Raw genomic sequence first — 20,161 nt, forward strand, 5'->3', positions numbered from 1 at the left:
CCCCCGCGGCCCGGGAGATTCACCTCGTGCTGCCGGGGAGAAGCGAGAACGCGGGGGCCCCAGGTGGGGCCGCCCGCGTTCGAGACGATGACGGGTCAGACCTGGATGCGGCGGCGGACCGCGTCGACGATCTCGGCGACCGCCTGCTCGACCGGCACGCCGTTCTTCTGCTCGCCGCTCCGGTAACGGAAGGAGACCGCACCCGCGGCGATGTCGTCGTCGCCGGCCAGCAGCATGTACGGCACCTTGGCCTTCTGGGCGTTGCGGATCTTCTTCTGCATGCGGTCGTCGCTCTCGTCGACCTCGACCCGGATGCCCTCCTCGCGCAGCCGCTTGGCGACGTCCTGCAGGTATGGCACGTGGGCGTCGGCGATCGGGATGCCGACCACCTGCACGGGGGCCAGCCACGGAGGGAAGGCCCCCGCGTAGTGCTCGACCAGCACGCCGAAGAACCGCTCGATCGACCCGAACAGCGCCCGGTGGATCTTGACGGGCCGCTTCCTGGTGCCGTCGGCGGCCTGATATTCCAGCTCGAACAGCTCGGGCAGGTTGAAGTCGAGCTGGATGGTCGACATCTGCCAGGTGCGGCCGATGGCGTCCCGCGCCTGCACGGAGATCTTGGGGCCGTAGAAGGCCGCGCCGCCCGGGTCGAGCACCAGCTCCAGGTTCTCGGACTCGGCGACCTCGCGCAGCGTCTCGGTCGCCTCCTCCCACACCTCGTCGCTGCCGACGTACTTCTCCGGGTCCTTGGTGGACAGCTCCAGGTAGAAGTCGTCGAGGCCGTAGTCGCGCAGCAGATCGAGCACGAACCGCAGCAGCGACTTGAGCTCGTCACGCATCTGCTCGGGCGTGCAGTAGATGTGTGCGTCGTCCTGGGTCAGCCCGCGTACTCGGGTCAGGCCGTGCACCACGCCCGACTTCTCGTACCGGTAGACCGTGCCGAACTCGAACAGCCGCAGCGGCAGCTCGCGGTAGGACCGTCCGCGCGCCCTGAAGATCAGGTTGTGCATCGGGCAGTTCATCGGCTTGAGGTAGTAGCGCGCGCCCTCCAGCTCCATGGGAGGGAACATGCCGTCGGCGTACCAGTCGAGGTGGCCGGAGATCTTGTAAAGGTTCTCCTTCGTGATGTGCGGGGTGTTCACGAAGGAGTAGCCCGCCTCCTCGTGCCTGCGGCGCGAGTAGTCCTCCATGACCCGGCGGATGACGCCGCCCTTCGGGTGGAAGACCGGCAGGCCCGAGCCCAGCTCGTCCGGGAAGGAGAACAGGTCGAGCTCGGCGCCCAGCTTGCGGTGGTCGCGCTTTTCGGCCTCCTCCAGGAAGTGGAGGTACTCGTCCTGCTTCTCCCGCGACTCCCAGGCGGTGCCGTAGATGCGCTGGAGCTGCGGGTTCTTCTCGCTGCCCCGCCAGTAGGCGCCGCCCGACCGCATGAGCTTGAACGCCGGGATGACCCGGGTGCTCGGCAGGTGGGGCCCCCGGCACAGGTCCTTCCAGCACAGCTCGCCCGTCTTCGGGTCGAGGTTGTCGTAGATGGTGAGCTGGCCGCCGCCGACCTCGACGCTCGCGCCCTCGGTGGACTCGGCCGCGCCGCCCTTGAGCCCGATCAGCTCCAGCTTGTACGGCTCGGCGGCGAGCTCCTCGCGGGCTTCGTCGTCGCCGATCGGACGGCGCCGGAAGGTCTGCCCCTGCTTGACGATCTCGCGCATGCGCTTCTCGATGCGCTTGAGGTCGTCGGGGGTGAACGGCTCGCGGACGTCGAAGTCGTAGTAGAAGCCGTTCTCGACCGGCGGGCCGATGCCCAGCCTGGCCTCGGGGAAGATCTCCTGGACGGCCTGGGCCATGACGTGCGCGGTGGAGTGGCGCAGGATGGCCCGGCCGTCGGAGCTGTCGATCGCGACCGGCTCGACCACGTCGCCCTCGGCGACCTCGGCGGCCAGGTCGCGCAGCTCGCCGTTGATCCGGGCGGCGATCACCGACCTGCCGTCGGCGCCGAGCGCCTCCCCGGCCGTCGTACCCGCCGCCACCACGCGCTCGGCTCCGGCGAGGGTGATGCGTATCTCAAGGGCGGCGGACACGGTGGCTCCTTAGGACAGGGTCGATGCATGGATCTCGGTGGCCGCGCGCACGCGCGGCGGCGGCTCCGGTCGCATCCGATGCTACCGGTGCCGTCGCCCCCTAATGGCGGTGATGCGCCGCGCCCGCTCCCGGGAATCAGTACGGCCACGTCCAGTCGCGGATCTCGGCGGGGTCCTCGCCGAACTCGCGGGTGTGGGCGCGGGCGCGCAGCCGGGCGTCGGCCATCCGCTGGCGCAGGTGGGCCGCCCTGCTGCCCAGGCCGGGCACCCGGTCGATCACGTCTATCACCAGGTGGAAGCGGTCGATGTCGTTGAGCATCGCCATGTCGAACGGCGTGGTGGTGGTGCCCTCCTCCTTGTAGCCGCGCACGTGCAGGTTCTCGTGCCCGTTGCGCCGGTAGGTCAGGCGGTGGATCAGCCAGGGGTAGCCGTGGAAGTTGAAGATGATCGGCCGGTCCGTGGTGAACAGCGCGTCGAACTCGGCGTCGCGCAGGCCGTGCGGATGCTCGGAGGCCGGCTGCAGCCGCATGAGGTCGACCACGTTGATCACCCGGATCCGCAGCTCGGGCAGGTGCTCGCGGAGCAGCGCGACGGCGGCCAGGGTCTCCAGCGTGGGCACGTCACCGGCGCAGGCCAGCACGACGTCGGGATCCGTGCCCTCGTCGGTGGAGGCCCAGTCGAGGATGCCCAGCCCGCGGGTGCAGTGGACGATCGCCTCGTCCATGCTCATCAGGTCGAGCACGGGCTGCTTGCCCGCCACGACGACGTTGACGTAGTCGCGCGAGCGCAGGCAGTGGTCGGCGACCGACAGCAGGGTGTTGGCGTCCGGCGGCAGGTAGACGCGGACGACCTCGGCCTTCTTGTTGACGACGACGTCGAGGAAGCCGGGGTCCTGGTGGCTGAAGCCGTTGTGGTCCTGGCGCCAGACGTGGGACGACAGCAGGTAGTTCAGCGAGGCGACCGGCCGCCGCCAGGGGATCTTGCGGGAGGACTCCAGCCACTTGGCGTGCTGGTTGAACATCGCGTCCACGATGTGGATGAACGCCTCGTAGCAGTTGAACAGCCCGTGGCGGCCGCTCAGCAGGTAGCCCTCCAGCCAGCCCTGGCACTGGTGCTCGCTGAGCACCTCCATGACCCTGCCCCCGGGACCGATGTTCTCGTCGGTGGGCAGCAGGGCGGCCTCCCACTCCTTGTCGGTCGCCTCGAAGACGGCGGACAGGCGGTTGGAGGCGGTCTCGTCCGGGCCGAGCAGCCGGAAGTTCGTGGGGTTGGCCGCGATGACGTCGCGCAGGAACGCCCCGAGGACGCGGGTCGGCTCGCTGGAGGCGCTGGCCGGCGCCTTGACCTCGACCGCGTAATCCCGGAAGTCGGGCAGCGTGAGCGGGCGCAGCAGTTCCCCGCCGTTGGCGTGCGGGCTGGCGCTCATCCGCAGCGGCCCGTCCGGGACGGTCCGCGTGATCGTCTCGATCGGCCGTCCGTCGGCGTCGAACAGCTCTTCGGGCCGGTAGGAGCGCATCCACTCCTCCAGAGCCTCCAGCCGGTCGGGCCGGTTCCGCACGTCGGTCAGCGGCACCTGGTGGGCGCGCCACGTGCCCTCGACCGGGAGCCCGTCGACCTCGCGCGGCCCGGTCCAGCCCTTCGGCGTACGCATAATGATCATCGGCAGCGGGCCGCCGTCGGCCATCTGGTCGAAGACGGTGTCGAGGGTCGCGGCCATGAGCTCGTGCATCTCCGCCGGTTCCTGGCCGGAGACGATGTGCGGTCGATAGCCGTACCCCTCGAAAAGCTTGACCAGCTCACCCTCCGGGATCCTGGCCAGCACGGTCGGGTTGGCGATCTTGTAACCGTTCAGGTGCAGGATCGGCAGGACCACCCCGTCGGTGTCCCGGTTGAGGAACTTGTTGGAATGCCAGCCGGTGGCGAGCGGGCCGGTCTCGGCCTCGCCGTCGCCGACGACGCACGCCACCACCAGTCCGGGGTTGTCGAAGGCCGCGCCGTACGCGTGGGAGAGGGCGTAGCCGAGCTCGCCACCCTCGTGGATGGAGCCCGGAGTCTCGGGTGCGACGTGGCTGGGGATGCCACCGGGGAAGGAGAACTGGCGGAAGAGCCTGCGCATGCCCTCGGCGTCCTGGGTGACGTGGGGGTAGCGCTCGGTGTAGGTGCCTTCGAGCCACGCGTGGGCGACCGCCGCCGGGCCGCCGTGACCGGGGCCGGCGATGTAGATCATGTCCTGGCCGCGCTCCCGGATGATCCGGTTGAGGTGGGCGAAGCAGAAGTTGAGCCCGGGCGTCGTGCCCCAATGGCCGAGCAGCCGCGGCTTGACGTGCTCGGGGCTGAGCGGCTCGGTCAGCAGCGGATTGTCCATCAGGTAGATCTGGCCGACGGACAGGTAGTTCGCGGCCCGCCAGTAGGCGTCGATGTTCCCGTATGCGTCCATGCCCCTGACACTTTCCCAGCAGCGGCGGCCGAACCAGGGTCTTTCGCCCACAAAACAGCGTGCCCACCGACTGTAGTCTTGGCGCCATGTCCGGCACCCGATGGCTCGACGAGGAGGAGCAGCACACCTGGCGTTCCTACCTGCGGACGAGCCAGCTGCTGCAGGAGGCCCTCGAACGGCAGTTGCAGCGCGACTCGGGCATGCCGCACGCCTACTACATGATCCTTGTGGTCCTCTCCGAGTCGCCCGGGCGGACCATGACGATGACGGAGCTGTCCGCCATCCTCCAGTATTCGGTCAGCCGCCTGTCCCACGCCGTCTCCCGGCTGGAGGAGAAGGGCTGGGTGCGGCGGCTCAAGCGGCCGGAGGACCGGCGCACGACCGTCGCCGAGCTCACCGACGAGGGCTTCGCCGCTCTCGTGGAGGCGGCGCCGGGCCACGTCGAGGAGGTCCGCCGGGTGTTGTTCGACCCCCTCACCCCCGGCCAGGTGCGGCAGTTCGGCGAGATCCTCGACACGATCCTGTCGGCCATCGAGTACCAGAGGGCCGCGGAGGCCGGGCGTCCCCCCGCACTCGACGCCGCCGCCCAGTGAATCCGGCACCCTCGGCGGTCTCGGACGGACCGTCCGCGCCGTGACCGGCGGCGCCGTGGGCCGCCCGCCCGCGGGAGCGGGTCAGGTTCCGGGTGGGTCGGGGTGGAGCATGAGCAGCACGGCCCGGTTGCGCTCGTCGTGGCCCTGGTAGACGTGGGGCCGGGAGGCCTCGAACCGCAGCGAGTCGCCCTCCGCCAGGTCCACCGGCGCGTCGGCGGGCCCCGCCGTGATCCGGCCGTCCGTGAGGACCAGGCACTCCTCGACGCCGGGCAGGTGGGGCTGCGACTCCTGCCCATCGGTGGCCACCTCGATCGCGTAGACCTCCACGGTGCCGCGCAGCCGGATGCGGTGCAGCAGGCGGGCGCCCACGGCGTCGCCGGTCACGGCGGGCCGTTCGTCGCCCGCGCGCACGACCTCCACGACGGGAGCCGGCGGTTCGATCAGCTCCCCCAGTGAGACCTTGAGCGCGGCGGCGAGGGCCCACAGCGTGCCGAGGGTGGGGTTGCCCGCGCCCTGCTCGATGCCGTGCAGCGTCGTCTTGCTGACCCCGCCCGCCGCCGCGAGGTCCGCCAGGGAGATGCCGGCCGCGTTCCGCAGCCGGTGGACGTTGTCGCCGACCACTTGCGCCATGTTCACGTGTATCAGCATAGTGGTACGCCGATATCAACATAACGAACGGAGTTCCCATGACCGTGTCCCGGCTCCGCGACATCCCCGGCATCGGGGTCGACGTCGTCGGCGACGCCGCCGACGCGTCGGACGATCCGGAGTTGCTGCGGCTGGAGAACCTGGACACCGACCTCCGGCCGCCCGCCGTCGCGATCGAGGCGACCCGGGCCGCCCTCGACGACGACGCGGCCAACAGCTACCTGCCGTTCCAGGGCCGCCGCTCCCTGCGTGCGGCCGCCGCCGCGCATGTGGGCCGCATGGCCGGGCGTACGTACGACCCGGGCACCGAGTGCGTCAGCGTCGCGGGCGGGCTCAACGGCGTGCTGAACACGCTGCTCGCCACCGTCGAGCCGGGGCGTGAGGTCGTGCTGTGCGACCCCGTCTACGCGGGGCTGGTCAACCGGGTGCGGCTGGCGGGCGGCGTCCCCCGCTTCGTGCCCGCCAGGGCCACGGCCGGGGGCTGGACGCTCGACCCGGAGGAGCTGGCCGCGGCGGTCACCGGACGGACCGCCGCGGTGCTGATGATGAGCCCGCTCATGCCGACCGGGCTCGTGCTCGACGACCGCCACTGGGCGGCGCTCGCCGCCGCCTGCGAGCGGCACGACGCCTGGTTGATCTACGACGCCGCGATGGAGCGCATCCGCTTCGACGGCCGGCCGCCGAGCCACCCCGCCGCCCGCGACGACCTGGCCGGCCGCACGATCACCGTCGGCTCTGCGTCGAAGGAGCTGCGACTCATCGGCTGGCGGGTCGGCTGGGTGGTGGGGCCGGCCGCCGTCCTCGCCGACATCCGCCTGGTCGGCCTCACCAACGTCGTCTGTCAGGTGGGGATCGCCCAGGAGGCGGTGGCGGCCGCCCTGGACGCACCGGACGCCGAGGCGGACGTGGCGGCGGCCACCGCGGTGTGGGCGCGCCGCGGAGACGCCGTCCTCCGCGAACTGGCCGGCTATCCGGTCGTCCCGCCGCACGGCGGCTGGTCCGCCCTGGTCGACACCCGCCCGCTCGGGCTGACGCCCGCCGAGCTGTCCCTGCTGTTGTTCGAGCGCGGCAGGGTCGCCGCCACACCCATGGACGGCTGGGGCCCGTCGGGGGCGCACTACCTGCGGCTCGTGTTCGCCAACGAGCCGGTCGAACGGCTTGCCGGGCTCGGCGAGCGCTTCCGCCGCGCGATCGGCTGACCCTCAGACCTTGGGGTTCCGCTGAGCTTTCGGGTTGTGCCGTGCGATGGCGGCGTTGAGTGCGGTGGCGAAGACCGTCCACCCGGCGTACGGCAGCAGCAGAAGCCCGGCCGTGCGGTCCTGGCGGAGGAGGCGGCGGGTCAGCAGCGCGTTCGACACGTTGAGCGCGAGGATCTCCGCGAGCGCGAGACGGGGGTTGCGGGCCTTGAAGAACAGCGGCGGCCAGGCCGCGTTGAGCGCCAGGTTCGCGGCGAGCGCCCGCCGCAGGGCCGGCCGGGAGCCGTCGTCGCCGTACGACAGCGCCCGGGCGGAGGCGTAGGCGATCGTCGCGTACAACGGCGTCCAGACCAGGCCGAACGCCTGCGGCGGCGGCTGCCAGGAGGGCTTGCGCAGCCGGACGTACCAGCCGGAGCGGGCGTCGGTGGACAGGCCGCCGACCGCGGCGGTGGCCGTCACGGCGAGGGCCGTGCGCAGCAGCGTCTTCTTCGATGTGCGTCTCATGCGTCCTCTTTCTTCCCCGTGGTCCGCGCTCATGCGGGGATGTGGTTGCGCAGGCGCAGCGCGTCGGGATACGGGGACAGGTAGGTCTGGTCGCGGACGTACCGCGCGTGGACGTACTGGGCGCCCGCGCCCCTCGCGTGGTGCCTGAGCAGGGCGAGCGGCACCGCGAGGGCGACCTTGCGGGCCTGATACGACGCGATCACCTCGGCCAGGTCGGCCCGGCGGACCGGGTCGAGCTCCCGGCCGATCATGCCGAGGCAGTGGTGCAGGACGTTGACGTGGCGCCCCACCGTGGCCTTGGCGGCGAGGGCCGCGCGGAACGCCCGGCCGTACTCGCGGGCCAGCGACTCCCGTGGGCGCTCGCCCGCGGCGGCCACGAGCCGCCCGATCTCGCGGTACGCCGCGGGCGCGTGGGCGAGGATCTGCATCTTGTGCCGGGTGTGGAAGGCGACCAGGTCGCGTGGGCGCCAGTCGCCGGTCAGCAGGGCGCGCAGGCGGGCCGAGGCGAAGACCCGCTCGACGAACGCCTCCCGCAGCACGGCGTCGTGCAGCCGGCCCTCGTCCTCGACGGCCAGCTCCGGGCGGGCCGCGGTGAGCGCGGCGGCGAAGACGCCCTTCCCGCGCCGGTCGGCCGCGGCGCCGGACTCGGCGTACACGGGGATTCCGTGCAGCCCGCAACTCGGGCTCCTCGCCTTGAACACGTACCCGTCGACGTCGGCCAGACCGGCCGAGCGATCGGCGGCGAGAGCGGTCATCGGCGCGGTCAGGTCCTCGCGCGTCCGGCGGGTGACGAGCCGGGGCCCGCCGGGGGAGCGCTCCAGGCGGAGCGTCTCGCGCGGGGCGCCGAGGCCGAGCTCGATCTCGGGGCAGACCGGCACCCAGTCCACGTGCTCCGCCAGCTCCGCGGTCAGGAACCGGTCACGGCTGTGGCCGCCGTTGAACCGCACGGGAGCGCCGAGCAGGCAGCTCGACACGGCCACCCTGGGCCTGATCCCTTCCGCAGGCCCCATGATCAGGCCGCCGGCCGCAGCAGGGTGGACAGGCGGTGGAGGCCGCGGGCCGTACGCGCCTTGACCGTGCCGAGCGGGACCCGCAGGTGCTCGGCGATCTCCCGCTGCGTCAGGTCCCCGTAGTAGGCCAGCTCGATCGCCTGGCGCTGCACCTGCGGCAGCGAGGCCAGCGCGCGGCGGATCCGGTCGCGGTCGGCCAACTCGTCGCCGTCCAGCCGGCCGTCGCGCCCCGCCGGGTCGGGGACCGCCTCCAGCGGCACCGTCGCCGGCGCACGCGCCCGCAGGTGGTCCACCGCCCGGTTGCGGGCGATGCCGAACAGCCAGGCCGACAGGCTGCGGCCCGGGTCGAAGCGGTGCCGGAAGCGCCACACCTCGGTGAAGACGACCTGCATGACGTCCTCCACGTCCTGAGGCGGCACGAATTTGCGCAGGTAGGAGCGCACGGCCGGCGAATGCAGCCGGTAGCACTCCCCCAGCGCTCCCGTGTCCCCCGCGGCGAGGCGGAACTCCAGGGTCTCCTCCATCGGCCCCCCTTGGGCAGAAGACTGGGCGGAAAACTTATTCAAAAGCTATTCATAGCTGCCCGCGTCGGCAACGGACAACCATGGGGGCCGAATGCTGGATCAAAAATGCGTCAAAGAGGGCCGAATCACCGCAGAGTGGTCATTACCGCCGAGATGGCGTCACGAAACGTGTTCACCCGGACGACGTGCGTGGGCAGGCCCTCCCACCATCCGGGGCCGCCGACCACGACGCGGCAGGCGGGGCGGAGCCCCGGCAGACCGGCCAGCGGGGCCGGATCGCCCGTCTCCCGCATCTGCGACCACACGAACACCGCCGCGGGACCGAGGCGGCGCATCGCGTCCGCCAGGGCGGTGTACGGCGTGCGCGCGCCGAGCACGCGGGTCTCCACCCCGAGCACGCCGAGCGCGGCGGCCAGCGCGTGGATCGGCAGCGCGTGCTGCTCCTCCTCCGCACCGGCCAGCAGGACAGGACGGGGATGCACGGGCGAGGGCGCACGCGCGGAGAACCGCGCCAACGCGGCCTGGAGCCGGTCGGAGAACAGGTGCTCGACGTCGATCCCGGCTCCGGTGTCCTGCTGCCTGCGGGTGACGGCCGCGAACACCGGCAGCACGAGCCGCTCCCACGTCCACACCACGCCGTGCGCGGCCAGCGCCGTGTCCAGTCCCGCGTTCACGGTCGCGGCGTCCAGCGCCGTCACCGCGCGGGCCAGCATCACCGCCGACAGCAATCCGGGTTCCGCGGCCGGGCGTACGGCGGAGGCGGACGGCACCGAGGTCTCGAACGGCCCGGGGGACTCGGGCCGTCCGGGCGACTCCGGTGGCGCGGCGGCTCCCTCCCCTGCCGGGGACGCCGCCCGCTCCCCGGGTGCGGGCCTCGGCCGCAGCGCCTGCCTGGCGGCGTCGGCCGGCGGCATCCCGGCGCGGATCAGCCGGTTCATCTCCTCCAGGCGGCGCAGGTCCGCGTCGTCGTAGCGGCGGTGCCCGCCGGGGCTGCGCCTGCTCGGGCCGATGCCGTACCTGAGGTTCCATGTGCGCAGCGTGGACGCGGGCACGCCGAGCCGCCGGGAGACGGCCCCGATGCCGTAGCCCGGCTCCTCCTCGGCGGCCGCGTTCTCACCGGCCCCCGACCCGTCCTCGCGCGTCACGTGCTCACCCCGTGTCCATCCGGTCGTCGCCGCGGCCCGCGCGCGGCGCCCGTGCCCGCCCCTGACCTTGTTTCGGCTCGGGCCACCGGCACGGATGCAACCGCCGGAGCGGGCGGGCGCGAAAACTCTACTGACGGCGCCGCCGATCACCGTAACGATCGAAGGAGCAGTGGGCATGCTGACGTTGACCCGCGAGACCGGCAGCGTTCGGGACGAGACGCGGGAGCCGTTCGATCGCCACCTTTCCGACCTGTTCGACCGCGCCCTGGACGAACTGCTCCGGCGCGAGATGAGCCGGTTGTCCTTCCTGGGGGCCGACGACCGGGAGGTGCTGCAGCGTCACCTCGCCGACTTCGTCGCGCGCGGCGGCAGGCGGCTGCGGCCGGCGTTCGTGTACTGGGGCCACCGGGCCTCCGGCGGCTCGCCCGACGACCTCGGGGCCGTGCTGGCGGCGGGCTGCTCGATCGAGCTCCTCCACGCGTGCGCGCTGATCCTCGACGACGTGATGGACGAGTCGCCCCTCCGGCGCGGCCGGACGACCGCCCACCTGGCGCTCGCCGAGCGCCACCGGGAGCTCGGCTGGGCCGGGTCGTCGCGGCGGTTCGGGGAGTCGGCCGCCGTCCTGCTCGGCGTGCTCGCCTTCACCTGGGCCGACTCCGCGCTGCTTGCCGATCGCCGCAGGCTGGCCGACGCCCTGGAGGTGTTCACCCAGCTGCGGGTGGAGCTGGTCGCCGGGCAGTACCTCGACCTGACCTGCGCCGCCCGGGGTGGCGGCGACCGCCGGGAGGCACTGCTGATCTCGACGTACAAGTCGGGCAAATACACGGTGGAACGGCCGCTGCACCTCGGTCACGCCATCGCGGGAGGCGAGCCCGGGCTGCGCCGGGTCCTCAGCGCGTACGCGCTCCCGCTGGGCGAGGCGTTCCAGCTCCGCGACGACGTCCTCGGCGTCTTCGGCGACCCGGCGCGGACCGGGAAGCCCGCCGGGGCCGACCTGCTGCAGGGCAAGCGGACCTACCTGCTGACGCTGGCGCGCGAACGCGCGGACGGCCCGGGAGCGGCGCTGCTGGACGCCCTGCCGGGGACGGGCGAGGCGCGGCCGGACCACCTGGCCGCGGCCCGGGAGGTGATCGTCGCGACCGGCGCACTGGAGGCGGTCGAGCGGCGCATCCGCGGCCTGACCGACTCCGCGGGCGAGGCGCTGTCCGGGGCGGACATGCCCGCGGACGCCCGGGCGGCCCTGCTCGGCCTCGCCCGCCGCCTGGCCCAGCCCGGCCCCGCGGCTTCGCCCGATCAAGCCGGCCGCGTGGCCTCGTCCGGCCCCGCTTCCCAGCCCGGCCCCGCTCCTCTGGCCGGCTCCGCTGAGCCGGCTGCCGGCGGGGCGGGCTGATGACCGCGGGCGGGCCGGTCGTGGTGATCGGCGCCGGGCTGGGCGGCCTGTCCGCCGCGATGCGCCTGGCCGGGGCGGGCCGTGAGGTGACGGTCGTGGAGGCCGCCGACGTGCCCGGCGGCTGCTGCGGCACGGCCACCCTGGGCTCCCACCGCTTCGACACCGGCCCCTCGGTGCTGACCATGCCGGGGGTGCTGGCCGACGCCTTCGCCGCCGCCGGGCAGGACCTGGAGCGCTGGCTGCCACTGCGGCGGCTCGATCCGTACTACCGGCTGACCTTCCACGACGGATCGCGGCTCGACGTGGTGGCGGGGGCCGACGCGATGACCGAGCAGGTGCGGGCGCTGTGCGGGCCCGCGGAGGCCGGGCGCTACCGGCGGTTCCGGCACCTGCTGGGAGAGATGTTCGAGGCCGAGTGGGGCGCGTTCATCGACCGGGACATGACCCGGCTGCGGGCGCTGGCCCGGCCGTACGCGCTGGCACGGCTGGCCGCGCTCGGCGGCTTCCGCCGGCTGGACGGGCTCGTGCGGCGTCACCTCACCGACGAGCGGCTGATCAGGGCGCACACCTTCCAGGCGCTGTACGTCGGCCTGTCGCCGCGCCGCGCCCTCGGCGTGTACGCAGTGATCGCCCACATGGACACGGTCGGCGGGGTCTACTTCCCCCGGGAGGGCGGCATGCACGCCGTCCCCCGGGCCATGGCCGCCGCCGCGGAGAAGGCTGGGGCGGTCTTCCGATACGGCGTGCGGGCCACGCGGATCGAGACCGACGGGGCGGGGGTGGTCGCCGTCCGCCTCGGCACCGGCGAACGGCTCGCCGCCCGGCACGCCGTGGTGGCCTGCGACCTCGTCCGGGCGCACGGCCGGCGGGACGGCGACGGCCTGCTGCCTGAGGAGGCGGCCGACTGGCGGCTGCGGCGGCCCCGCTTCTCCCCCTCCTGCCTGGTGGCGCACTTCGCGCTCGACCGGCGCCCGGAGGGGCAGGCTCACCACACCCTGCACTTCGGGCGGGAGTGGGAGACGACGTTCGCGGCCCTGGAGGCGGGCGGGCCGCAGCCGGACCCGAGCCTGCTGGTGACGTGCCCGGCCGACGGCGGCCCCGCCGTGCTCAGCGTGCTGGAACCCACCGCGAACACCCGGGGCGGCGCCGACTGGACCACCCTCACCCCCCGTCTCGTGGACCGCATGGTGGGCCGGCTCGCCGGCCTCGGGTACGGCGACCTGTCCGGCGCGCCCCGGCTGGTGTTCGATCCCCCCGCCTGGCGGCGGCGCGGCCACGCGGCCGGCACGCCCTTCGCGCTCGACGCCCGGTTCACCCAGACCGCGTGGTTCCGCCCGTCCGGCGCGGCCCGGCGGGTCCCCGGCCTCCACTTCGCCGGCATGTACACGGCTCCCGGGGTCGGGGTGCCGCCCGTACTGATCTCCGGCCGTCTGGCCGCCGAACGCATCCTGGAGAGCGCCCCATGAGCACGCTGAGCACGCCATCCCCGGCGCCGGCCGCGACGCTGACGGCCGGCTACGAGCGGTGCCGCAGGCTGCACGCGAGCTACGGCCGCTCGTACTACCTGGCCACCCGCCTGCTTCCCGCTTGGAAACGGCCGCACGTCCACGCGTTGTACGGCTTCGCCCGCTACGCCGACGAGATCGTCGACTCGCTCGCGCTGACCGGCGACCGGGCCGCGGCGCTGGAGCGCCTGTCCTCCCGGCTCGCCGCCGCGCTCGACGGCGAGCGCGTCCACGATCCGGTGCTCCCCGCGTTCACGCACACGGTGCGGGCGTTCGGGATCGACCAGGCCGACGTGCGGGCGTTCCTCGCGTCCATGCGCGCCGACCTCACCGTAGACCGCTACGCGACCTACGACGACCTGCTGGGATACATGGAGGGATCGGCGGCGGTCATCGGGACGATGATGCTGCCGGTGCTGGAGGCCCTGCCGGGCGAGGAGGCGCGGGCCCGCGAGCCCGCCCGCCAGCTCGGGCTGGCCTTCCAGCTCACGAACTTCATCCGCGACGTCCGCGAGGACCTGGCGCGGGGCCGCGTCTACCTGCCGCTGTCGGACCTCGACAAGTTCGGCGTGACCGAGGCCGACCTGGCCGCGCCCTACGCCACGCCGGCGGTGCGGGAGCTGGTGGCCTACGAGTGCGACCGTGCCCGCGACCACTACCGGCGGGCCCGCGACGGAATCGCGCTGCTCGCGCCGTCGTCCCGGCCGTGCATCAGGGCCGCGTACGAGCTGTACGGCGGCATCCTGGACGAGGTCGAGTCGGCCGGGCACGACGTGCTGGTGAGGCGGGCCAGGGTCTCCCGGCGGCGCAGGCTCGTGATCTTCGCCCGGCACCTGCTCGCCGCGCGTGCCGCCGCGCAGGCCGAGCGCCGTGTGGAGGTGGCCTGACGTGGATCCCGAGCAGGATCCCGGACAGGACGCCGCGCCGGGCGCCGGTCCGGTCCCCGGGCCGAGGATCCCCGCCCGCGAGCGGGACGTGATGTCCCGGCCGGTCGTGGTGGACGCCATGGGCGGGGACCACGGGCCCGCGGAGATCGTGCGGGGGGCGGTCGAGGCGTGGCGGGAGCACGGCGTGCCGGTGGTTCTCGTCGGCCAGGCGGGAGTCGTACGCGGGGAACTGGCCCGGGCCGGGGCGGCGGGCGAGATCGACGTCGCGCACGCCGCCGACGTCGTGCCGATGACCGAGCGGGGCGCGGGTGCGGTCCGCATGGGCTGCTCCAGCCTGGCCGTCGGTTTCGATCTCGTGCGGGACGGAGCGGGCCCGGCCTTCGTGTCGGCGGGGTCCACCGGGGCCGTGGTCGCCTGCGCGGTCGACCGGCTGGGCACCGCGCCCGCCGTGCTGCGCCCCGCGCTGGCCGTGGCGCTGCCGACGACGGCGGGCGGGGCCACCGTGCTGATCGACGCCGGCGCGACCGTGGACCCGACGCCCGAGATGATCGCCCAGTTCGCACTGCTCGGGGCGTCGTACGCGCAGCTCGTGCTGGGCGTTGCCGACCCCCGCGTCGGGCTGCTGTCGATCGGCGCGGAGCCCGGCAAGGGCAACCGGCTGACCCGCCGGGCCGAGATCCTGCTGCGCGGCATGCCGCTGCGTTTCCACGGCAACGTCGAGGGCGGCGACGTGCTCACCGGGGCCGTCGACGTGATCGTCACCGACGGCTTCACCGGCAACGTCCTGCTGAAGAACGTGGAGGGGACCGTGCGCGCCACGCTCGCCCTCGCGGCGGCGGAGGGCGTGGCCGGATCCGCCGACCTCGGCCGGGTGGCGCGACGCTACGACCCCGAGACGCACGGCGGCGCGGCCCTGCTCGGGCTCACCCGCACCGTCGTCGTGGCGCACGGCTCCTCCCGGGCCGCGACCATCGCCAGGGCCTGCGTGGTGGCGCGCGACCTGGCCGAGGGCGAGGTCGTGGCCCGCCTCGGCGACCGTCTCGCCATCCGCCCCGGGCGGTGACCTCCCGCGCGGCCGGACCCGGCTCCGGCTCACGTTCCAGCTCACGAGGACGCCCCAGTGGCCCGTGGGGCTGCTCACGGACCGGCGAAGGGGCCGGCGAAGGGGCCGGCGAGGGGGTCGGCGCCGTCCCAGGTGCCCGCGCTCGCGTACGGGATGAACCGGGCGAACAGCTCTTCCGAGTACCAGTCGTGAGCGCGGACCCGTTCGACGACCTCGCGGTGCGCCCGCCCGGCGTAGGCGAACGCGCGTACAGCGGCGGCGTCCCGCCACAGGGAGAAGGTCGCCTGCCTGGCCAGCGGCCACTCCCCCAGCCCGACGGAGGCGAGGCAGCCCTCCTGGGCCCGCAGCGACCGGTCGACGGCGGGTGCGGACCGGTAGAACGCCGGCAGCCGCGACGGCCGGATCGACGCGCGGGTCAGCACCGCCACCGGACCGCTGTGCGGCTCGCCGTCAGGGCCGCCGGTCACGGGGGCGAACGGCTCGACGCCGTTCCAGCGCCCGCGCGAGGCGGTCGGCACGAGCCGTACGTGCCAAGTCTCGATCGCCTCGCGCCGCCACCTCGCGGGGATCGGCGAGCGTGCCAGGAACTCCTCGAGCCCCCGCTCGTCCCGCCAGACGGCGAGCAGCGCCCAGCGGCGCAGGTCGGCGCCGAGGGTCGTCGACGCCCCCCGGCCCGTGCCGAGCAGCCGCCAGAACAGCAGGCCCCCGGTGCGGCGCAGCACCGGGCGGTCGAAGGCCATGTGTCGCATCGCCCCCCGGCCGGCGTATCTCTGGAGGTGGAACGTGACGACGCTCCCGCCGCTCGTCCCCATGCTGGTGTCGCTCATCGGCGGCTACCTTCTCGGCTCGATCCCGGTGGCGGTGCTGGCCGCGGGGCGGCGGGGCGTGGATCCCCGGGAGGTGGGCGACCGCAACCCCGGCTTCTGGAACGTGCGCGAACGGCTCGGCCACCGGGCCGCCGTGCCGGTCTTCGCCGGGGACACGGCCAAGGGCGTGCTCGCCGGGCTGCTCGGGCTGCTGGCCGCGGGCGCGCACACGACCGGGCTGGGAGTGGTCACCGGCCCGAGCGCCACGGCCGCATACCTGGCGGTGGGGGCCGCGATGATCGGGCACGCCTGGCCGGTCTTCGCCGGGTTCCGCGGCGGGCGGTCGGTGCTGACCTTCGCCGGCGGCATCGCGGTGATCTGCCCGCCCGCGTTCGTGCTCGCGCTCGCCCTGCTGGCGGTGACGTTCCTGCTCACGCGGTCGTTCGCGATCGGGGCCAGGGCCGGGGTCTTCGCGATCCCGCTGCTGCAGTTGCCGTTCGCGCCGATCGGCCACGTCGCCGCGACCGGTGCGCTGATGTGCCTCATCGGGGTGCGTTTCGGTCAGGCGGCGCTGGCCGCGCGCCGCGCGTGACGGCATCGGCGAAGGCCGGGCGGCCGAGGCTGTAGGCGCGGCTCCGCCAGGTCCTGACGGGCCGCAGCGTCGCCTGCGTCAGCCGTACGGCCGTGGCCGGGTCGAGCAGGAACGACAGCAGCACGCCCGCGCCCGGCCGGGCGTAGCTGCGCCGCAGCGCGGTGGTGAGCAGCACCCGTACGGCGAGCAGCGTCAGGTCGAGCCGGGTCGGCCGCCCGGCGGCCAGGCGGAGCGCCGGCAACGCGGCGGCGAGCCAGACGACGGCGAGATCGGCCGCCTGCCAGGCGGGGCGGGTGACGTCGCGCAGCGGCAGCGAACGCCCCCACTCCCGCCACACCTCGGCCGCCGACTCGTGCATGTCGACCTCCAGCAGGCCCCCCGCGTCGAGGAAGCCGACCCTCCAGCCGTCTGCGGCCAGGGTCCTGGCGAGGGCGACGTCGTCGGTCATGTGGCCGCGTACCCGGGCGAAGCCGTCGGCCCGCCGCATCGCCTCCCGGCGGAAGGCCAGGCACTGGCCGTTGGCCACCACCCGGTGGGGCGGCGGCGGGGCCGGGGGCCCGATGGGGCCGAACCGGTAGACCAGCGTGGCGAGGAACGACGCGTGCAGCGCCTGCTCGGCGAGGCCGTCGCAGACGAAACGCGGGCCCGCGCTGACCAGGTCGTGATCCCCGAGGGCGGCGTCGAGCGCGCCGAACAGGCCGGGCCGGGGCCGGGTGTCGGCGTCCAGGGTGACCACGATCTCGCCGCGTGCCTCCCGCAGCCCCTGGTGCAGCGCCCACTGCTTGCCCACCCAGCCGTCCGGCAGGGGACGTCCGCGCACCACCGTCGCCCCGCGGGCGGCGGCGATCCGCGCGGTGCCGTCCGAGGACTCGTCGTCCACCACGATCACCTCGGTGACGGCGGGATCGGCCAGCACCGCCCGCAGGCAGGGGCCGAGCCGCCGTTCCTCGTCCCTCGCCGGGATGACCACCGAGATCTCCGGACTTCCACCCCCCCGGGTTCCGCCGTGGCCGGTCCACGCCGCCGAGCCGCCGCGCGCGCGGGTGTCCGGAGACGTGTCCGGCTCAGGCGCGGCGAGCGGGGGGAGGCGCCGACGGCCGCGGGCGAGCCGCACCAGCACGACGACTGCGGCGACGGCCTGGGCGGCGGCGAGCAGCCGTGCCGCGACCCCGGGCCGCGGGCGCCCGGCCGACCTGGCCGACCTGGCCGTCCTGCCCGTGGTGGCCGTCCTGGCCGTCCCGGCCCTCACCGTCTCGCCTCCTCCGGCCGCCGCGTGGAACGCGGGAAGTCCCTGCGCGCCAACGCGGCCACGATGCGCCCGCCCATCGCCACCAGCGGCAGCCCGCCCCCCGGATGCGCGGACCCGCCGACGAGGTACAGCCCGCGCCGCGGCCCCCGGTTGCCGGGACGGCGGAAGGGCGCGAGCGGGCCGCCGTACGCGCCGCCGTAGATCGCCCCGCCCCACGCGCCGTACCGGTCGCGCAGGTCGGCCGGGGTCAGCAGGTCGAGGAAGCGCAGCCGTCCGGACAGGTCGTGCCCCCGGCTCGCCAGCCGGTCGAGGACGAGCTCCGCGTACGCCTCCGGCGGCGTGGGCCAGCGCCCGGGGTCGCCGGCGGGGACGTTCACCAGCATGCTCCAGCTCTCCGCGCCGGCGGGAGCCTGGGTGGCGTCGGCCACCGCCGGGCAGCCGATGTAGACCGTGGGGTCCTCCGGCGGCCGCCGCCGGTCGAAGATGTCGCCGAACTCGCGCCGGTAGTCGGCGGAGAACACGATCGAGTGGTGCGGCAGGCCCTCGGTCCGCCCCTCGACGGCGGCGAGCATCAGGAAGGCGGACGACGACAGGCCCAGCCGGGCGATCCGGCGCAGGCGGGCGCGGTCGGGCAGGAGCCGCCCGTAGAGGGAGGCCGCGTCGGCGTTGACGATCACGATGTCGGCCCTGACCGCCTCGCCGAGGGCCGTGCGGACGCCGCCGACCCGCTCCGCATCGGCGATGACCTCGGTGATCTCGGTCTCCAGACGGATCTCGACGCCCGCCTTGTCCAGCGACGCGGCCAGCGCGTCCGCGAGGCGGGGCAGCCCGCCCCGCACGTACCACCCGCCGTCGCCGTGCTCGATGGCGGGGACGCAGCCCAGGGCGGCGGGCGCCCGGTAGGGGTTCGACCCGGCGTAGGTGGCGTAGCGGTCGACGTACTGGCGCAGGCGGGCGTCCCGGAAGAACCGGGCCGCCAGAGCATGCAGGGTGCGGCCGGGCGCGACCGCGAGCAGGTCGCCCAGCCGGGGGCGCGGGAGAGGACCGCTCGGCCGCCCGCCCGCCGGTCCGCCCGGGCGATCACCGGACCGCTGACCCGCCGACCGGAACGGCGGCTCGACGACGGGCCCGGACGGCGGTCCCGCGAAGAAGGTGCGTGTGGAGGCGTCCAGGCAGCGCGCGGCCCAGCGATGGAAGGCCCGCCAGTTGGGGCCCTCGCCCGGCGCGAGCCGGTCCACCGCCTCCGCCGTACGCTCCGGGTCGCGGCAGGTGGACAGCGTCGAGCCGTCCGCGAAGCGATACCGGCACAGCTCGTCGAGTTCGAGCAGGTCGAGCGGCACGCCGAGGTCCAGGAAGAGGCCGGGCAGCGTGAGCAGTGAGGGGCCGATCGAGAACGTGAAGCCGTCCCGCCTGTGCTCGGCCAGCTTGCCGCCGAGCCGGGGCAGCCGCTCGTAGATCCGCACGTCGTGCCCGTCCCGCGCGAGCAGCAGGGCGGCCACCATGCCGCCGACGCCGCCCCCGACCACGATCACCTCCGGCACGCGCGCCCCCAGGCGAGCAGGGCGAAGGCGCCCATCGCGAGCCCTCCGGCGGCGGCCACGAACGGATCGGGCGGCCGGAAGACCGCGGCGAAGCCGACGGTCTCCATCATCGCCATGACCGTGTAGAGCGCGACGAGCCCGGTCGTCCCCGCCGCCTCGGCGCCGCTCACGGGCCGGTTCGTGGCGGCACGGCCCGTGACGCGGTCGAGAAGCACCATGACCAGGAGAGAGACCACCAGCCAGCCGGCGAAGTTGGCGAGCGGCACGCCCCGGTACGGTCCCGGCTCCGCCCAGACCCACAGTCCGAGCCTGAGCATCTGCGGGTCGAGGAACAGGTCCCACGCGGTGAGCGCCAGGGCTCCGGTGAGGATCGGCGTCAGCCGGCCGCGCGGCGCCACGCTGCGGGCGACGGCGTGGGCGGCCAGGCCCATGCCGCCCCAGGCGAGGGCGACGATCAGCGGGACGCCCCCAGGCCGCGGCCACAGGGCGTCGGTGTAGCGGTAGTCGCCGAAGGGCAGGCCCGTCCTCGTGCCGATCCACTCGGCGGCGTAACCGGCCGCCACCGCCGCCGCGAACGCGCCCGCCGCCCTGCGCGGGGTGTGCGCCGCCGCCGCGAAGGCGAGTGCGCTCACCGCGAGCAGGACCACGACCGCGGTGGTGAGGCGCAGGTCCTGGGGCCGCAGCCCCGTCGCGATCTGGGCGGCCACCATGGCGGCCAACGCGATCACGCCGGCCGCGTTCGGCCACGCACCCCTCAGGCGCGGCGCGTCCGCCGGCGTCCCCCTCCCCCGCCGCCGGGGCGACCGCGACGCGCCCGGTGCCTTCGGCGGTTCCGGCCCAGGTGACGGACCGGAGATCTCCGGCCCGCTCGCCCGCCGCAGGGGCGGCCGCGAGCCGCGCCGCTCCGGTGGCGTGCCGTCAGCCTCGGCCGCGCTCTTCGCCGCGCTCTTCCGGGTGGTCTCCCACGTCTCCACGTAGGGTGATTCGAGCGCATCCCCC

At 74.5% G+C, this 20,161-nt stretch carries 19 protein-coding genes; 8 read left to right on the top strand and 11 right to left on the bottom strand.

Annotated elements, in window-relative coordinates; genetic code table 11:
* Positions 1-95 precede the first annotated feature (95 nt).
* Together thrS and FH610_RS14985 are read right to left on the bottom strand one after the other, a co-directional pair.
* Entirely contained in the window at positions 96-2,072 is a 1,977-nt protein-coding gene (thrS, locus tag FH610_RS14980; RefSeq protein WP_139575043.1) for a threonine--tRNA ligase, read from the bottom strand.
* Between the two features lie 136 nt (positions 2,073-2,208).
* Positions 2,209-4,509 carry a phosphoketolase family protein gene (locus FH610_RS14985; RefSeq protein ID WP_139575044.1) on the bottom strand — a complete coding sequence of 767 codons (2,301 nt, stop codon included), beginning with the start codon at positions 4,507-4,509 and terminating at the stop codon, positions 2,209-2,211.
* Between the two features lie 86 nt (positions 4,510-4,595).
* Between FH610_RS14985 and FH610_RS14990 the strand changes: the two genes are divergently transcribed.
* A complete protein-coding gene (locus FH610_RS14990) occupies positions 4,596-5,102 on the top strand; it encodes a MarR family winged helix-turn-helix transcriptional regulator (RefSeq protein ID WP_139575045.1) in 507 nt (168 codons plus the stop codon).
* Between the two features lie 81 nt (positions 5,103-5,183).
* On the opposite strand, the gene FH610_RS14995 is transcribed toward FH610_RS14990, so the two are convergent.
* On the bottom strand, positions 5,184-5,732 hold the full coding sequence (locus FH610_RS14995) for a helix-turn-helix domain-containing protein (protein ID WP_240809005.1): 549 nt from the start codon (positions 5,730-5,732) through the stop codon (positions 5,184-5,186).
* 56 nt (positions 5,733-5,788) lie between these two features.
* Between FH610_RS14995 and FH610_RS15000 the strand changes: the two genes are divergently transcribed.
* Positions 5,789-6,949, top strand: coding sequence for a pyridoxal phosphate-dependent aminotransferase (locus tag FH610_RS15000; protein ID WP_139575047.1), 1,161 nt, complete (start codon positions 5,789-5,791; stop codon positions 6,947-6,949).
* A gap of 3 nt (positions 6,950-6,952) precedes the next feature.
* On the opposite strand, the gene FH610_RS15005 is transcribed toward FH610_RS15000, so the two are convergent.
* The 4 genes from FH610_RS15005 to FH610_RS15020 all read right to left on the bottom strand — a co-directional run bounded on the left by FH610_RS15005 (position 6,953) and on the right by FH610_RS15020 (position 10,129).
* Positions 6,953-7,450, bottom strand: coding sequence for a TspO/MBR family protein (locus FH610_RS15005; RefSeq protein ID WP_139575048.1), 498 nt, complete (start codon positions 7,448-7,450; stop codon positions 6,953-6,955).
* A gap of 29 nt (positions 7,451-7,479) precedes the next feature.
* Positions 7,480-8,460 (bottom strand): YbgA family protein, encoded by a 981-nt coding sequence (locus tag FH610_RS15010; RefSeq protein WP_139575049.1) that lies wholly within the window; start codon positions 8,458-8,460, stop codon positions 7,480-7,482.
* Positions 8,461-8,462: 2 nt separating this feature from the next.
* The gene (locus tag FH610_RS15015; RefSeq protein WP_139575050.1) at positions 8,463-8,984 is read right to left on the bottom strand and encodes an RNA polymerase sigma factor; all 522 of its coding nucleotides are present in this window, start codon (positions 8,982-8,984) and stop codon (positions 8,463-8,465) included.
* A gap of 125 nt (positions 8,985-9,109) precedes the next feature.
* Positions 9,110-10,129: a MerR family transcriptional regulator gene (locus FH610_RS15020; RefSeq protein ID WP_240808976.1), complete on the bottom strand. Its 1,020-nt coding sequence runs from the start codon at positions 10,127-10,129 to the stop codon at positions 9,110-9,112.
* Positions 10,130-10,304: 175 nt separating this feature from the next.
* Here FH610_RS15020 and FH610_RS15025 point away from each other — a divergent pair, with 175 nt between their 5' ends.
* From FH610_RS15025 to plsX, 4 genes are read left to right on the top strand one after another with little or no spacing between them, the layout of a single operon-like run.
* A complete protein-coding gene (locus FH610_RS15025) occupies positions 10,305-11,519 on the top strand; it encodes a polyprenyl synthetase family protein (protein WP_161628007.1) in 1,215 nt (404 codons plus the stop codon).
* On the top strand, positions 11,519-12,985 hold the full coding sequence (locus tag FH610_RS15030) for a phytoene desaturase family protein (protein ID WP_139575053.1): 1,467 nt from the start codon (positions 11,519-11,521) through the stop codon (positions 12,983-12,985). The genes FH610_RS15025 and FH610_RS15030 overlap by 1 nt, the downstream gene beginning before the upstream one ends.
* Positions 12,982-13,911 (top strand): phytoene/squalene synthase family protein, encoded by a 930-nt coding sequence (locus FH610_RS15035; protein WP_139575054.1) that lies wholly within the window; start codon positions 12,982-12,984, stop codon positions 13,909-13,911. Before FH610_RS15030 ends, FH610_RS15035 begins: the two co-directional genes overlap by 4 nt.
* 1 nt (position 13,912) lies before the next feature.
* Positions 13,913-14,974 (top strand): phosphate acyltransferase PlsX, encoded by a 1,062-nt coding sequence (plsX, locus tag FH610_RS15040; RefSeq protein WP_420813696.1) that lies wholly within the window; start codon positions 13,913-13,915, stop codon positions 14,972-14,974.
* 74 nt (positions 14,975-15,048) lie between these two features.
* Here the strand turns inward: plsX and FH610_RS15045 are convergent, their stop codons facing one another.
* Positions 15,049-15,801 (bottom strand): spheroidene monooxygenase, encoded by a 753-nt coding sequence (locus tag FH610_RS15045; RefSeq protein ID WP_240808977.1) that lies wholly within the window; start codon positions 15,799-15,801, stop codon positions 15,049-15,051.
* On the opposite strand from FH610_RS15045, the gene FH610_RS15050 reads away from it, so the two are divergent.
* Entirely contained in the window at positions 15,758-16,372 is a 615-nt protein-coding gene (locus FH610_RS15050) for a glycerol-3-phosphate acyltransferase (RefSeq protein WP_240808978.1), read from the top strand. The two genes, FH610_RS15045 and FH610_RS15050, sit on opposite strands and share 44 nt — an antisense overlap.
* On the opposite strand, the gene FH610_RS15055 is transcribed toward FH610_RS15050, so the two are convergent.
* The 3 genes from FH610_RS15055 to FH610_RS15065 are packed head-to-tail and all read right to left on the bottom strand — an operon-like array spanning position 16,323 to position 19,890.
* On the bottom strand, positions 16,323-17,621 hold the full coding sequence (locus tag FH610_RS15055) for a glycosyltransferase family 2 protein (RefSeq protein ID WP_240808979.1): 1,299 nt from the start codon (positions 17,619-17,621) through the stop codon (positions 16,323-16,325). The two genes, FH610_RS15050 and FH610_RS15055, sit on opposite strands and share 50 nt — an antisense overlap.
* Complete coding sequence (locus FH610_RS15060) at positions 17,618-19,162, bottom strand: phytoene desaturase family protein (RefSeq protein ID WP_240808980.1); 1,545 nt, start codon at positions 19,160-19,162, stop codon at positions 17,618-17,620. The genes FH610_RS15055 and FH610_RS15060 overlap by 4 nt, the downstream gene beginning before the upstream one ends.
* On the bottom strand, positions 19,150-19,890 hold the full coding sequence (locus tag FH610_RS15065) for a carotenoid biosynthesis protein (RefSeq protein WP_240808981.1): 741 nt from the start codon (positions 19,888-19,890) through the stop codon (positions 19,150-19,152). The genes FH610_RS15060 and FH610_RS15065 overlap by 13 nt, the downstream gene beginning before the upstream one ends.
* Here FH610_RS15065 and FH610_RS15070 point away from each other — a divergent pair.
* Positions 19,871-20,140, top strand: coding sequence for a hypothetical protein (locus FH610_RS15070; protein WP_139575056.1), 270 nt, complete (start codon positions 19,871-19,873; stop codon positions 20,138-20,140). The genes FH610_RS15065 and FH610_RS15070 overlap by 20 nt on opposite strands.
* Positions 20,141-20,161: the final 21 nt, after the last annotated feature.

It is taken from the genome of Microbispora catharanthi, assembly GCF_006334915.2.
GTDB lineage: Bacteria > Actinomycetota > Actinomycetes > Streptosporangiales > Streptosporangiaceae > Microbispora > Microbispora catharanthi.